This window comes from Paenarthrobacter sp. NPDC091711, assembly GCF_044756605.1.
Taxonomy (GTDB): domain Bacteria; phylum Actinomycetota; class Actinomycetes; order Actinomycetales; family Micrococcaceae; genus Arthrobacter.
Window position 1 is genome coordinate 504,694 of the sequence record NZ_JBIVTF010000001.1, and the last position, 14,282, is coordinate 518,975.

Annotated in this window: 11 protein-coding genes and 1 pseudogene; 3 read left to right on the forward strand and 9 right to left on the reverse strand. The window is 62.1% G+C overall.

What is annotated here, in order from left to right; genetic code table 11:
* Positions 1–22: 22 nt before the first annotated feature.
* The 9 genes and pseudogenes from ACIQH5_RS02325 to ACIQH5_RS02365 all read right to left on the reverse strand — a co-directional run bounded on the left by ACIQH5_RS02325 (position 23) and on the right by ACIQH5_RS02365 (position 10,965).
* Positions 23–1,447 carry a glycoside hydrolase family 32 protein gene (locus ACIQH5_RS02325; protein ID WP_400400240.1) on the reverse strand — a complete coding sequence of 475 codons (1,425 nt, stop codon included), beginning with the start codon at positions 1,445–1,447 and terminating at the stop codon, positions 23–25.
* A 146-nt stretch (positions 1,448–1,593) separates the two neighbouring features.
* Positions 1,594–3,144, reverse strand: coding sequence for a glycoside hydrolase family 32 protein (locus ACIQH5_RS02330; protein ID WP_400399919.1), 1,551 nt, complete (start codon positions 3,142–3,144; stop codon positions 1,594–1,596).
* Entirely contained in the window at positions 3,141–4,235 is a 1,095-nt protein-coding gene (locus tag ACIQH5_RS02335; protein WP_400399921.1) for an ATP-binding cassette domain-containing protein, read from the reverse strand. Before ACIQH5_RS02335 ends, ACIQH5_RS02330 begins: the two co-directional genes overlap by 4 nt.
* Positions 4,232–5,194: an ABC transporter ATP-binding protein gene (locus tag ACIQH5_RS02340; protein ID WP_400399923.1), complete on the reverse strand. Its 963-nt coding sequence runs from the start codon at positions 5,192–5,194 to the stop codon at positions 4,232–4,234. Before ACIQH5_RS02340 ends, ACIQH5_RS02335 begins: the two co-directional genes overlap by 4 nt.
* A complete protein-coding gene (locus ACIQH5_RS02345; RefSeq protein ID WP_400399925.1) occupies positions 5,191–6,129 on the reverse strand; it encodes an ABC transporter permease in 939 nt (312 codons plus the stop codon). Before ACIQH5_RS02345 ends, ACIQH5_RS02340 begins: the two co-directional genes overlap by 4 nt.
* Positions 6,130–6,200: 71 nt before the next feature.
* Positions 6,201–6,929 (reverse strand): annotated as a pseudogene (locus tag ACIQH5_RS02350) (ABC transporter permease); the annotation flags it as partial.
* Positions 6,930–7,052: 123 nt separating this feature from the next.
* Positions 7,053–8,726, reverse strand: coding sequence for an ABC transporter substrate-binding protein (locus ACIQH5_RS02355; RefSeq protein WP_400399927.1), 1,674 nt, complete (start codon positions 8,724–8,726; stop codon positions 7,053–7,055).
* Between the two features lie 79 nt (positions 8,727–8,805).
* Positions 8,806–9,873 carry a LacI family DNA-binding transcriptional regulator gene (locus tag ACIQH5_RS02360; RefSeq protein ID WP_400399929.1) on the reverse strand — a complete coding sequence of 356 codons (1,068 nt, stop codon included), beginning with the start codon at positions 9,871–9,873 and terminating at the stop codon, positions 8,806–8,808.
* A gap of 204 nt (positions 9,874–10,077) precedes the next feature.
* Positions 10,078–10,965, reverse strand: a complete 888-nt coding sequence (locus tag ACIQH5_RS02365) for a LysR family transcriptional regulator (RefSeq protein WP_400399931.1) — start codon at positions 10,963–10,965, stop codon at positions 10,078–10,080.
* A gap of 131 nt (positions 10,966–11,096) precedes the next feature.
* On the opposite strand from ACIQH5_RS02365, the gene ACIQH5_RS02370 reads away from it, so the two are divergent.
* From ACIQH5_RS02370 to ACIQH5_RS02380, 3 genes are all read left to right on the forward strand, one after another.
* On the forward strand, positions 11,097–12,095 hold the full coding sequence (locus ACIQH5_RS02370) for a nitrilase family protein (RefSeq protein WP_400399933.1): 999 nt from the start codon (positions 11,097–11,099) through the stop codon (positions 12,093–12,095).
* An 83-nt stretch (positions 12,096–12,178) separates the two neighbouring features.
* The gene (locus ACIQH5_RS02375; RefSeq protein WP_400399935.1) at positions 12,179–12,955 is read left to right on the forward strand and encodes a type 1 glutamine amidotransferase domain-containing protein; all 777 of its coding nucleotides are present in this window, start codon (positions 12,179–12,181) and stop codon (positions 12,953–12,955) included.
* A gap of 205 nt (positions 12,956–13,160) precedes the next feature.
* Complete coding sequence (locus tag ACIQH5_RS02380; RefSeq protein WP_400399937.1) at positions 13,161–14,183, forward strand: DUF808 domain-containing protein; 1,023 nt, start codon at positions 13,161–13,163, stop codon at positions 14,181–14,183.
* Positions 14,184–14,282: the final 99 nt, after the last annotated feature.

The following is a 14,282-nucleotide window of genomic DNA, read 5'->3' on the forward strand; positions in this document are numbered from 1 at the left end:
TGTCTCTCTGTCTTCGGGCGGGCTAGGGGGTGACCTTGAGTTCGCGGATGGTCAGGTCCTTGAACGTGGCCGATCCTTCATGGGCGTAGAGGCGGATGCCGTCGTCGCCTTCAAGCGGGAAAACCCTGTGCGAGTGCACCACGCGCCCATCGCCCACGAACACCTCCACGCTGGTGCGATCCACAAGGATGCGTAGCGTGAGGCGGCCAGTGGAGGGGTCCACCGGGGTTTGGGTTTCGCCTCCAGTGGGGTTGATGGTTGGGCGGCGGTTGACGTAGGTAAACGGGCCCCGCAGGAAAGCGCCCGCCGCCACATGCCTGCCTCCACCGGGCGCACGGCATACTTCCAGCCCTAGATTGGCCGGCGGCGCGTCCGGGTTCCACACCAGCTCGCAGCTCAGATCGTAGGCGTTCGAGCGGATCTTCAGATCATGAGTGCCAGCAACCGCCACATCACCGAGCCGGTGTGTCCGCTTCACGTGGTCCCCCAATGCCGAGGTGGGGGCGGAGGCGAGGTAGTAGGAGCCGTTTCCACGCTTGAGGCGGACATCGCGGACAATCATGTCATCGCCGTTGTAGCCATCAGTGGCAAGGGTCGGTGTGTTGTGGGGGTAATCCCAGAAATTGGCCCACCCGATGGCGCGTCGAAGAGTGGGGTCTTCCGCACCCGAGGCATGGTGGTGCGGATAGGTCACTGCGCCATAGAAGTCGAAGCCGTAATCGAGCCATTCCGGCTCGGCGTGGTCGGGGGTAAACGAACTGCCGTCAAAGGCTCCAGTCCAATACGCATACGTGGCAGGTAATCCGCGCCCTTTGCCGTTGGCGCTGGTCCCGAGGACCCAGTGGGAGGTGCCGTCGTCGGCAGTCATCCTAAAGAGGTCGGGGCACTCCAGCAGCCCGAGGTCGCTGCGAAGAAACTCGCCAACACGCGTCCAGGACCGCAGGTCCGGGGAGGTGTAGAAACCCAGCTTTTGCCCCTCTGCATTGGCCATGAACCAACGGCCACGGTCTGCGTCCCAGATCACCTTGGGATCGCGGAAATCATGGACCCCCGGGTTGGGCAGTACCGGAGCCAGGCCTCCGGGCTTAAAGGAGCGGCCCCTGTCCTTGGAGTACCAGAAGTACTGGGCTTGACGGCCTTCCGGCGCTTGCGTCACAAGGGCAATGACCGCACCTGCCCCGTATCCCGCAGTATTGCCCTCATCAACCACCATGCAACCTGACCAACAGTCGCCGTTGCCGTTGCTGAACTTCGGTATCGCCACACCTCGGTCCCGGAACGCGACGTGATCGGTAGTGGTGGCACGGCGCCAGGACGTGCCACCACCGCCGTTGATGTAGTCAGCGTTGTACAAGTAGTAATAGTGGTACTCCCCGTCCAGGTAGATGGGCCGCTGGGGATCGTTTTTCCAGTTGTCGGCCACGCTGAAGTGATAGGCCGGGCGCATCCGGGATGTTCCTTTCGAAGCTGGGCCGCCCGCCGCCATGGCGGGCACAGCGGGGGTTGACAGCGCCAAGGATCCGCCGATGGCTACCGCACTGGCGCCGGTGAGAAGTCCGCGGCGTGAGACTGATGGTGAATTCTTCATGGGTTTCACTTCCGTTCAGGCAGGAGGCTACGGGTCTCTTCAAAGACCCCAGCCATGGTCCAGGCATCGAAGGAGAGCAGCCGCACCGAACCTTCGGTGGCTGCCAGTGTCACGCCCTCGCCGCCCAGCGTCGGGTAGATACGGGCGGTGAGCGGCTTTCCGTTGGCGAAAATTTCGACGGCGGACCGGTCCACCAACACGCGCAGGCGAACACGACCGTCCGTCATGGAAAGGGGGCCGGACTTCTCCTCCACATCAACGGCAGAGTCAAGGCTGCTGCGGGTGCGATCAAGCCGAAGGGTACCGGTAGGGGTTCCGTCAGCATCCCGGCCAAGCACGATCACCGTTTGCTCCGCGCCATCAGCCGACGCCAGCACGCCCAAACGAATCTCTGACCCGGGAGCCAGTTGCACATCCAGCTCAAGGTCCAGCTGGTTGCCGGACACAGCTGTGGTGACCGGTATTCCGGCTCCCACCAGCACTTGGGCCGGCACGCTGGTGTGGTTTCTGCGCAGCTTGCCGATTTCCGGAACCGGTGCAAACTCCAAGGTTCCGTCGTTGGCCACTGTGGTGAGCCGCGGCAGGCTCATGACTCCGGACCAGCCGGCCTCCACCATCGCCGCGTCACTTCGCCCTTCCTGCATCCAGCCAAACATGACGCGTCGGCCCGACTCATCCAGGAAAGACTGCGGTGCATAGAAGAAGCGGCCCCCGTAGTCCAGCCGATGCAGCGCCTCCGGCGTGAAAGTATCCCCGGCGTAGCGGCCGGTCCAGTACAACGGGTGGCGGGTTTCGCCGTCGTCCCACGCGGAGAAAACCAGCACGTCGGGCGAGTGGTCAGCAGGCGCGGACCCCAACCGTCCCTGACCGGCCCGGAACAGGTCAACGCATTCCCACATGGTCCCGGTCCAGTCCGTGTCTGCGGGATCCCCTTGGGAGGCGTCGCCAATCAGCAGTGGCCCAAGGTAGTCCCAGGTCCTGAGGTCCGAGGACTCATACAGGAACGCGGTACCCCCGACGTCACGGATTCCTGAACCCACCAACTGGCGCCAGGTGTCTCCTTCGCGCCATACGCAGTGATCGCGGTAAGCCGTAATGTCAACGCCAGCCGGCGGTGCAGCAATAACAGGATTTCCGGGATCTTTGGTCCAGGTCAGCAGGTCCGGGGAACCCACTGCGACGCAGGGAAGCTCCTTGTCTTCTAACCGTCCCGAGTACACCAAGGTGGGCGTACCGTCGTCGTTCACCAACACCCCGGACCAGCAGCCCTCGGCATCGGGTCCGGCAGAAGGTTCCAAGGCCACTGGCTGGTCATTCCAGGTGACCAGGTCCGTGCTGGTGGCATGACCCCACTGGATGCGGTGGTGGAAGGCACCTTCAGGGTTGTATTGGTAAAACAGGTGGTACGTGCCGTTCCATTGGCTGACCCCGTTGGGATCGTTGAGCCAACCGGCCGGCGAGACAAAGTGGAATCGCGGTCGGAGGGGGTCTGCCTCGGCGCGGGAGAGCAGTTCTTCCCGTGGAATGGTGGCCAGCGGGTGGGTGGTTTCAGTCATGCGGAAGCCTTTTCTTGAGCGTTCGACGCCGGGTGGCTGGGTGGGAGTGGCTCGCTGGCCAAGGCATGGCCGCCGGCAGCGGCCCAGGGCCGGTAGAGGTGGCAGCGTACCCAGTGACGGTTTTCGGGGTCACCCACCTGATGACGCACAGGTTCCTCTGACGAACATGCTTGGTTCGGATCGCCATGGAACGCACAGTGCTGTGAGGCCATCACGGCTTTCCGCAATTCGGCCCTGCGGACCGGATCATACGAGCCTGCCCGGGCCGGGTCCGGGACAGCTGAAACCAGCAGTTGCGTGTACGGGTGCGCAGGGTTGGCCAGAAGGTCCAAGGATTCGCCTTCCTCAACCAATTCGCCGGCGAACATAACCGCAGTCCGGTCTGCCAAGTAACGGGCAGACGCGAGGTCGTGGGTGATATAGAGCATGGAGATGCCCTGCTCGTCGCGGAGCTTGCGCATCAGGTTCAATACGCCGATCCGGACAGAAACGTCCAGCATGGACGTGGGCTCGTCAGCCAGGATGACCTGCGGTTCAACGGCGAGTGCCCGGGCGATCGCAACGCGTTGGCGCTGGCCTCCGGAGAGCTCGTGCGGATACGAGTTCAGCATGTCGGCCTGCAGGCCCACCGTGGTCATGAGTTCTTCGAGCCGACTCTGGGTCTCCCGCTCCGTTCTGCCACTCTTGCCGTGGATTGCCAGTGAGCGCCGGAGGAAGTGATCCATTCTGTGGGCTGGATTCAAGGATCCGAAGGGGTCTTGGAACACCATCTGCAACTGTGATCTGAACGCACGTGAGGCTTGGAACCGGTCGCGTTTCAGGACGTCGACGCCGTCAATGAGGATCTCCCCCGAGCTCGGCTTTTCGAGCCGCGCCACACAGCGGGCCAGGGTGCTCTTGCCGGAACCGGACTCCCCCACGAGCGCCACGATTTCGCCCTTGCCGATGGTCAGATCGATCCCGTGCAGGGCGCGGACAGAATCGCGGGAGAAGAGGCCGCCAATAGGAAAGGTCTTTCCCAAGCCGCGAATCTCCAGGGCAGGGGTGCCGGTGTTGGACACTGCCGATGGGGTGATCAGTGAGTGGCTCATCGTGCGGCTCCTTCCAGATTGGCGGGCTCAGCAACCGAAGCGTCGGCACCGAACGGTGCCACAAAGTGGCCGGGTGCAGCCTCGGTGAGGTCCGGGATGTTGCGGAACTTCACGCCGTCGGGCAGTCCGGTCAGCGGAAGGCGGGGGCCGGTGAGCGGCGGGAACGCGCCCATTAGCGCCTGGGTGTAGGGGTGGCGGGGGGTGGCGTAGACGTCCTGGGCCTTGGCGGTCTCCACGATGCGCCCGCCGTACATCACGGCCATACGGTGCGAGAGTTCCACCATGAGGGACATGTCGTGCGTGATGAACAGGACGGAGAAGCCAAGCTCGCGTTGGAGTTCCTTGATTTGGGCCATGATCTCCTGCTGCACCACCACGTCCAGGGCGGTGGTGGGCTCGTCCAGGATCAACAATGACGGCTTGAGCGCCACCGCCATGGCAATCACAGCGCGTTGACGCATGCCGCCGGAGAGCTGGTGCGGATAGGACTTAAGCCGGGCAGCGTCAATTCTCACCAGTTCCAGCAGTTCACCGGCACGCCGCATTGATTCCTTGCGGGAGTAACCGGCGTGTGTGGTGAAGATATCCACGATCTGTTCGCCGATGGTCAGTACTGGATTGAGCGAGTTCATGGCCGACTGGAACACCATGGCCACGTCCTGCCAGCGGAAGCGCCGCAGCTCCTCCGGACTCATGGCGAGGACGTCCTTACCACCGAAGGAAATACTGCCGCCGGCAATCTTCGCAGGATCCTTCAGGAGCCTCATGATCGAGTTGGCAATGGTGGACTTCCCGCAGCCGGACTCCCCCGCAAGGCCGAACACCTCACCGGTGCCAATGCTGAAGGAAACGCGATCGACGGCGGTGGTGGAGCGGGTGTCGCCGATGTACTTGACCGTGAGGTTCTTGATGTCCAGGACGGGTTCGTGGGAGCCGAAAGAAACTTGGGAGATGGTCATTTGGCGGCGCTCGTTTCGGCTTTCGTGGGTGTTGTTGTGGGCGTCTTGATCTTTCGTAGCCGCGGATTGGTGACTTCGTCCACGGCGTAGTTGATCAGGGCAAGGGCGAACGCGACCAGCGCGATGCACACGCCTGAAGGAACGAAGACCCACCAACTGCCAGTCAGCAAGGCGCCTTCATTGCCGGCCCAGAAGAGGTTGTTGCCCCAGGAGACCGTGCTGACATCGCCCAGTCCGAGGAACTCCAGGCCAGCTTGCGCGCCGATTCCGTAAATCACGCAAGCCAGGAGGGTGCCCATGACGATCGAGGCCATGTTGGGCAGGATCTCCCGGAACATGATCCGGCCAGCCCGTTCGCCGGACACAACAGCCGCAGCCACGAAGTCCTTGGAACGGATGGATAGCGCCTGTGAACGCAGGACCCGCGCCGAGCCGGCCCATCCGGTCACCACCAGAACCAGGATCACCGTGCCCAGGCCGGGCGGAAGGAAAGCGGCCAGGATAACCAGCAGCGGCAGACCGGGAAGGAGCAGGAAGACGTTCGTGACCAGGGAGAGTGCTTCGTCAATGAATTTGCCGAAGTACGCCGAAGCCAGGCCAACCAGGATGCCGATGAACGTCGATGCGATGCCCACTGTCAGGCCCACGAACAGCGAGCTTCGTGAACCGTGGACCGTCAACGCCAGGACGTCCTGTCCTTTGGCGGTGGTACCCAGCCAGTGCTCGGCCGATGGTTCCAGGGAAGCCATGGCGGTGATTCTTGACGGATCGCCCGGAAACAGGAGCGGCGCCAGCAAGGCCAGTGCAATGAAGATGATCATCACGGCCATGCCCGTCAGCGCTTTCTTGTTGCTGATAAGGCCGTGGATGAAGCTGCGGTTGGGCTTGCGGACAGCTGTGGGCTGGGTTGGCTGCTTGAGAAGTGCGGTTGTCATGGTCAGTCCTCTAGTTGCTGCGCACGCGCGGGTCGAGGCGGACGTAGAGGATGTCCACCAGGAAGTTGGCAAGCTGCGTAGCGGAGCATGATGCGGCCCGGGCGGAGGCCCTTGGCTTCGGCCATGGTGATGTAGTCCTCGGAATTGGTGGCGATCATCGTGTTTCGCATCCCGAGCATCCAGCCGCCGATGGAGACCAGCACGATCGTCAGCGCCGGCAGCACCAGGTGGGCACCGACGTCGCCGATGAACTCCCACGTGAATGCCGGCTCCAAACCGTCCGTGAACGCATGCCGGATGGGGAACCAACCCAGCACCACGCCGAACAGGTACAGCGCACCCATGGCGAGCCAGAAGTACGGGAACGAGCCGATGAACACCAGTACCGGTGGGAGCGCGGAGTCTATCGCTCCGCCGCGCCGCCAAGCGGCCAGGATACCCAGCAAGTTGCCCACGACGGCGGCGATCACCAGTGCGGTTCCGCCCAGCAGGAGTGTCCAGCCGATTTGGGACGAGATGACTTCGGTGACAGGGGTGGGGAAACGGGAGATGGAGACACCCATCTGCCCGGTGAAGACGTTGTGCATGTAGTCGATGTATTGCTCCCAAATGGGCCGGTCATCAACACCCAGCAGCTTGCGCAGGGCCTCGATCTGTTCAGGTTGCATTCGGTCCTGGGAGCGGGCAAACATGCGGGACACGGGGTCTCCCGGCATGAACCGCGGGAGCAGGAAATTCAGGGTGATGGATGCCCAGAAGGCGATCAGGTAGAAACCCAGGCGGCGCAGGATGAAGCGCACGGTTTCCCTCCATTCGGGAATTGCGGAAAGTGTGAGAGGGCACGCCCGGCGGGTTCGCCGGTTTAGCGGCGGAGAGCCGCCGGGCGTGCGGTGAGGGCTGAACGCAGATTGCGGCCGGCTACGCTACTTGCGCGGTTCCAGCGTGGTCAGCACCAGCACCGTTGTGGGTGCGCGGACCGAAAGGGTTGCATACGGGTTGCCCTCGGTGGGCCAGCCGGTGAACCGGGTGTCGTTGAAGGCACCCCATTCAGGGCCGGAGAACAGCGGCACCAGGGGTGCGGCGTCGTTGTACTCTTCCTGCAGCTTGTTGGCAATGTCCTTTTGCTTGGACTGATCGGCCTCCGCAGCGAAGTCGGCCAGCAGGGCGTCGGCTTTCGCGTCGCCGAAGCGGTGGTAGTTATCAAACGTCTTGGTGCCCACCGGCTTCACAGTGGAGGTGCCCATGGTGGTGTTGAAGTACTTGTAAGGGCTGGGATCGTTGGCGCTCCAGACGATCCCGGAGTCGAAGTCGCCGGTCTCGTAGCCGGCAACCACTGCAGCCCAGTCCGGGGACTCCACCTTGGCAGTGACACCCACCTCGGCCAGGTTCTGCGAGATCACGTTGGCCACGGACAGCCAATCGGAAGAAGTGGCGCCCACGGAAATCCTGAACTCGAAAGGCTTCCCGTCCTTGAGAGTGCGTTTCCCGTCTGCTCCCTTGGGATAGCCCGCCTTGTCCAGAAGCTCGTTGGCCTTCTGTACGTCGTGGTTGGTCCACGTGCAGTTGTCCTTGACCGCGGCGTTCTTCCAGGTTTCATAGTTGCCGGAGAGTCCAGTGCAGTCCGCCGGCTTGGCGTAGCCGCTCATCCCAATTTTGGTGACTTGATCGCGGTCAACAGCCATGCTCAATGCCTTGCGCACGTCAACATCGTTGAACGGCGCTTTGGTGGTATTGAGCTGCCAGTTGATCATTGAACCGGTGGCGGGGAACCAGTACTGGCGGTGTTCCTTGTCCTTTGAAACGAACGTCTTTTCAATGTTGGGAATGTACTGCGGAGCCCAGTCCACATCCCCGTTCGCGGCGGCGAGGTTGGCGCCGTCGTTTCCTGCGAAGGCGAGCATCTTGATGCCGGCGATCTTCTGCTTCTCCGGCTGCCAGTAGTTGGGGTTCTTCTTCAGCACAAAGGATTGGGCCTGGAAAGTATCCACTTCGGTGTACGGTCCTGTACCCACCGGATTGGCGTTCGTATCCTTTTCCGGGTCCGGCAAAGCAGCCCAGATGTGCTTGGGCAGGATGATGAGTTGGCCGATGTCGTAGAGGGCAGGCGACCACGGCTTGTTGAAGTTGAACGTGACGTTGTTGCCTTCGGCGGTGACGGTGTCCAGATACTCGAAGCCGCCCTTGATCTTCTTCTGAAGTTCGAAAGTGTAGGCAACATCATCAGCAACGAGGGGCTGCCCGTCGGACCACTTCACGCCGTCACGAAGGGTGAAGGTGACCGACTTGCCGTCCTCTGCCGCCTTCCACTCGGTGGCCAGCCACGGCACCGTGTCTCCCTTTGCCGGGTTGAAGATCAGGAGGGATTCGTAGATGGACTGCTGAACCATCGGGTTCACCGTGGGAGCGAACGGGTTGAAGTTCTGCACGAACGTGCCCATGTCCTCACGCGGAATGGTGAGGAACGCGCTGGCGTTCGCTCCGGCGTCGGAGGTGCTTGTTTTAGTGACATTTGCTGTGCAGCCGGTGAGCAGCATCGCGCCCACTGCAAGGCTTGCCGCCGTCATCCGGGCAGCCCGGAAGTATCGGGGTTGTGTCATGATGGTTATCTCTTTCCTATCTTCATCGTCCAAGGTGAAGGGGTGGGTAAGGGTTTGCTCTTCGACGTTGATTTCGCGGTCAGACCGAAGAGCGTTCTAGCAGCGGACAGTCGACCAATTGCTGGTCGGCAAGGATCGGCTGTCCTGCTGTAAGAGCGGCGAGCGTTTGGACGCCCAAGGCGCCCATTTTTTCGAAGGGCAACGCAACCGTGGTCAATTTCGGCCGCAGGTAGGCCGCAATAAGTTCCTGGTTGTCGAAGCCGATCACGGCGATGTCCCCGGGGATGGTCAGGCCCCGTTCCTTGATGGCGTCATAGGCGCCCATCGCCATGCGGTCATTGAGGCAGAACAGTGCTGTTGGCCTGTCACTTTCCGGGTAGCGATCCAGGATGTGGCACGTGGCTTCGTAGCCCCCGTCAGCCGTTGCGTATCCTGACACCACCAGTTCAGGGTCAAGCTCCAGTCCGGCGTTGGCGAGTGCTTCGCGTGCACCCTCCAAACGTCCCACTGCAGCCGGAATATCCGGGTCAAGGTTGATGATGCCAATCCGGGTGTGACCGGCTTGGAGCAATCGTTCCACCGCCACGCGTCCACCCCCACGCTCGTCAGGGACGATCGAGGGCAGCTTCCCGTCCGCGTCGAAACAATTGATCAGGACGGTGGGTACTTCATTGGCGCTCTGTGGAACATGCACGCCCCGGTGGAAGGTGGCTGCGTACAAAAGTCCTTCCACTCGTTGCTCCAACAGCTTTTCAGTTGCGGCATCTTCCAGGCCCTGGTTGGGTCCTACGGCATCGGCCTGGTCGGAGGGCGCGATAAGCAGGAACCGGCGGTCAAGCCAGGCTTGGTCTTGGGCTCCTTTGATGATGTCGACGGCGAAAGGTGCCGTGACGATCTCAGTGACTATCCCGTACCAGTCACTGCGCCGGGATGCCAGCGCACGTGCGCCGGCATTGGGACGATAGCCCAGTTCCTGCACAGCGTGATTGATCCGGGTGCGGGTTTCCTCGGAAATGCTGGCGTTTTCGCGGTTACTCAGCACAAACGAGACTGCAGTCCGGGAGACGCCGGCGTGGTTGGCGACGTCCTTCATGGTGACTCCCCGTTGCCGCACAGGTGCGGACTCGTCGGGGTTGGTTTTCGCCATTGAATGCTCCGGAGCTCTTGATTGATGCGATGGTGTTGCCAGTGCTTCATTGTCTGGCTGCTTCGCAGGAAACGCTGTTGGTAACGCGCGTTACCCGAGGGGCATGTGACTTAGGTTACCCGCGTTACTTCCAGTATGTCAACAGCCCAAAATGGCACGTGCGAAAGTGCCTTAGACGTGGATGCCCCGGCGGTCCCCCATGCCTCAGCCCCTGAGATTCAAGGTGGCCTGAGTGAACTCTAGAAACAGCGGAATCAGGGGATTTCGGCACTCTTCCAGCCAGGCAGTCCCCACACTCCAAGATGCTGAGTCGAGGTCGATCGGGACGAGCTGCACCCCCTCGGGTGCTATCGCTGAAACGCTTGCGGGCACCACCGATGAACCCGCTCCTGCGGCCACCAGAGCCAGGACTGTCAGCAAGTCCGAAGTCCCGTACATCGACGGTGGGCTGCATCCCAGATCCTTGAACAGTTCGCTGGTTTGAGCCGCGAGCCCTGGACCCCTGGCCTGAAGCAGGCTGACGAGCGGGCGGTCCTGGAACCACTCACGCAGACTCCGGCGATCAGCCAACGGCACGGGCTCGCCGGATGGGATGGCTAGGGCCAGCTGATCACTGCGAATCTCGCGGGTGAGAATGCCCGGCGGAGCCGGGAGCCGAACAAATCCAACGTGTAGAGAACCGTTACGGATGCCCTCGAATTGTGCGGTGGAGGACATGTCTTCGAGCCTGATGTCCACGCCAGGGTGGCCAGCCCGGAAGACGGCGACGGCGCGCGGCGCAACGTCAATGGCAGACATCCCGAACCCCACGTTCAGCACACCTTCAGCGCCCATCGCCACGCGCTCCATACGCTGGGCCAGGGCGTCTGCCCTGCGCACCAGATCAACGGAATCCGCGAGCAAGGCCTCGCCGGCGGCGGTCAGGACGGCACCGTGGCGCCCGCGGGTGAACAGAGCGCTTCCTGACTGCCGCTCCAGGAGTTGAATCTGTTTGGTGAGGGCGGATTGGGTTGTCATCAGCGCCCTCGCCGCGGCTCCGAAGTTGCGATTCTCCGCTACCGCTATAAACGAACGCAACAGGCGTAGTTCCATTCCGCAACCTTACAGAAGTTCTGACACCTTTCATTCCCACATGGAATTGATAGAGAGGAATTATTCAATAGACAGAATGTATAAGGCGAACAAGCATGGGAGGAGTCAAACACCGCTACCCAGGAGACCCGATGCCCAACGAACCACTCCCGAACCCTCGCGCCACAACCCTTCGAACCGCAACCGCGCAATTCGAGGCTGTACCCGACCGCCCGGACCTTAATCTGCAGACAATTCGCCGATTGGCGGGCAAGGCAGCAGAGGAAGGAGCGCAGCTGGTGGTATTCCCGGAAATGTGCTTGATCGGCTACTGGCACCTTCGCAGGCAAACCACCCGGCGTTTGGAGGAGCTTGCCGAGCCGGCGGACGGCCCAAGCATGCGCGTGGTCAGCGGGCTTGCCCGGGAGCTGGGTGTGGGCATCGGCGTTGGATTCCTGGAAGCCGGCAGCGACGGCAGCCTCTACAACTCCTACACGCTATGCCTCCCCGATGACACACAACACACCCATCGAAAGATCCACGCCTTCGAACACGAGTCCATAGACAGTGGCTCCCGGTTCACGGTTTTTGACACCCCGTGGGGTGTCAAAATGGGAATCCTGATCTGCTGGGACAACAACTTGGTGGAAAACGTCCGGGCAACCGCGCTCCTGGGCGCCACCGTGCTTCTGGCGCCTCACCAAACCGGGGGCACCAACTCCCGAAGCCCCAGGGGAATGAAGCCCATTCCGGCCGCCCTCTGGGAGAATCGCGCAACAGATCCCGAGGCCATCCAAGCTGCCTTCCGCGGCCCGCACGGCCGCGGGTGGCTCATGCGCTGGCTACCTGCCCGCGCTCACGACAATGGAATGTTCATCCTCTTCAGCAACGGCGTGGGCAAGGACGACGACGAGATCCGGACGGGCAATGCGATGATCATCGACCCCTACGGTTCGGTCATCGCCGAAACCTGGGTGGCCGGCGAAGCGATTGTCACCGCCGATCTCGATCTGGGCCTCGTACCCCTTTCCACCGGTCGCCGGTGGATCCGCGGACGCAGGCCGGAGCTCTACACACTCCTGAGTCAACGGCAAGGCAGTGAGCTTGACCCCCGCGCCGCACGGTTTTCGACTGACGCGGTCACCCTCTAAGCCATTCGTCAGTTGCTTCAGCATGCCCGCAGGGCCGGAATCACGTGGGGCGTAGGGTGGATGGTGGACGAAAGGAGCACTTCATGAAGAAAATCCTCATGGTACTGACCAGCGTTTCCGAACTCGGCACCACAGGCGAGAAGACCGGCTACAACGTCGCCGAAGCCGCACACCCTTGGAAGGTCTTCAAAGATTCAGGCCACTTCGTCGATTTTGCCTCCATCAAGGGCGGCCAGCCTCCCGCCGACGAGGTTGATGCCGATGATCCCATCCAGGTTGCCTTCACCAAGGATGAAACCACACGCGCCGGACTCTACAACACTGCCCGGGTGGACGTCGTGGATCCCGAACAATACGACGCCGTCTACCTCGTAGGAGGGCACGGCACTATGTGGGACTTCCCGGACAGCGAAGGACTCCAGCGCATGGTAGCCAGCGTTTACGACGCCGGCGGCCTGGTGGGCGCGGTATGCCACGGTCCCGCCGGACTGCTGAATGTGGAACTGAAAAACGGTTTCCGCCTCGTTCAAGGACGGGACGTTGCCGCGTTCACCAACGATGAGGAAGTGGCCGCCGGTAAGGACAAGGTCATCCCGTTCTTCCTGGCAGACCGTTTGGAAGAACAGGGCGCCCGTCACGTTTCCGCAGGTGTCTTCGAAGAGAAGGTGGCGGTGGACGAGCGCCTGGTGACCGGCCAGAATCCAGCCTCAGCGGCAGGGGTCGCCAAGGAAATGGAGAAGCTCTTCGCCGAGGTCATCCACCAGGAAAAGGCCGAAGAGCAGCATGAGGCAGAGGCGCTGCGTGCTGAGAAAGACGCGGAGAAGACTGCCAAGAAGGAAGCGGCGGACACCGAACACTAGTCTGCTGGCACTAACCCACTGGCACTGATCCGGGCGGCTCCCCCTTGGGGGCCGTCCGACAGTTTCAGGGCTGCCCGCGTGGCCTCCGCTCCCCGTTCTGAGAACCGTGGCCGCCGCCAGCATATAATCCGAGCATGCCAATAACGCGTTTCTCTTTAGGTAGCCATACTCTGCTGTCCACCCATGAGCAGGACGGGGCGGTTCTGTGAGCGGCGGTTTGGTAGCGCTTTTGGACGACGTTGCAGCTCTGGCCCGCATTGCGGCTGCATCCGTGGACGACATCGCTGCAGGGGCCGCCAAAGCCGGGGCCAAAGCCGCGGGCGTGGTCATTGACGACGCCGCTGTCACACCGCAGTACGTCTCCGGGGCGGACCCGTCCCGCGAACTGCCCATGATCAAGCGGATCTTCTGGGGCTCGCTGCGAAACAAGCTGGTGATCATCCTCCCGGCGCTGCTGCTGGTCAGCGCCTTCATCCCGGGAGTCATTCCGTTCATCCTCATGTTGGGCGGCACCTACCTCTGTTACGAGGGAGCCGAGAAGGTTTGGCACAAACTCCGCGGCCATTCAGACGCAGGGAAGGCGCCGGCTGTACAACGCGGCCCCGAGGCTGAGGCCAAGGTGACCAAGGGTGCCATTACCACCGACTTCATCCTGTCCTGCGAAATCATGGTCATTGCCATGAATGAGGTAGCCGGCGAGTCTTTGTGGGTCAGGGCGTTCATCCTGGTGGTCGTAGCAGTGGTGATCACAGTCCTCGTCTACGGCGCAGTGGGACTCATCGTCAAGATGGACGACATCGGCCTCCACCTGACCACCAAGGACTCCGGGAGCTCCCAGCGCTTCGGCCGCCTGCTCGTCAAGGGAATGCCGGCTGTACTGGCTGCCATCACCCTGATTGGGACCATCGCCATGCTGTGGGTTGGTGGCCACATCATGCTGCAGGGTGCGCACGACCTCGGCTGGCACGGGCCTTATGACCTTGTTCATGTGCTCGAGACACCCTTCGCCGGGATCCCGGTGGTGGGCGGCTTCCTCGCCTGGCTCGTCAACACCTTGTGCTCAGCCATTCTGGGAGCCATCTGGGGTCTGGTCATCATGCTCATCCTGCACCCACTGCTCAAGGTGCTGCCTTTTGGCAAGAAGAAGGAAGGCCACGAGGAAGGCGACGTCCGCGCCGCAATTGCCGGTCATAAGCCCACGAATCACACCGAAGATCCAGTCTCCTAGCAAGCTGGCGGCTGACCGCACGGTCACCGTTGGACCCTCAGAACGGCACCCCTCAAGCTTCGCCTGAGGGGTGCCGTTCTGACGTTGGGAACTGCTGTG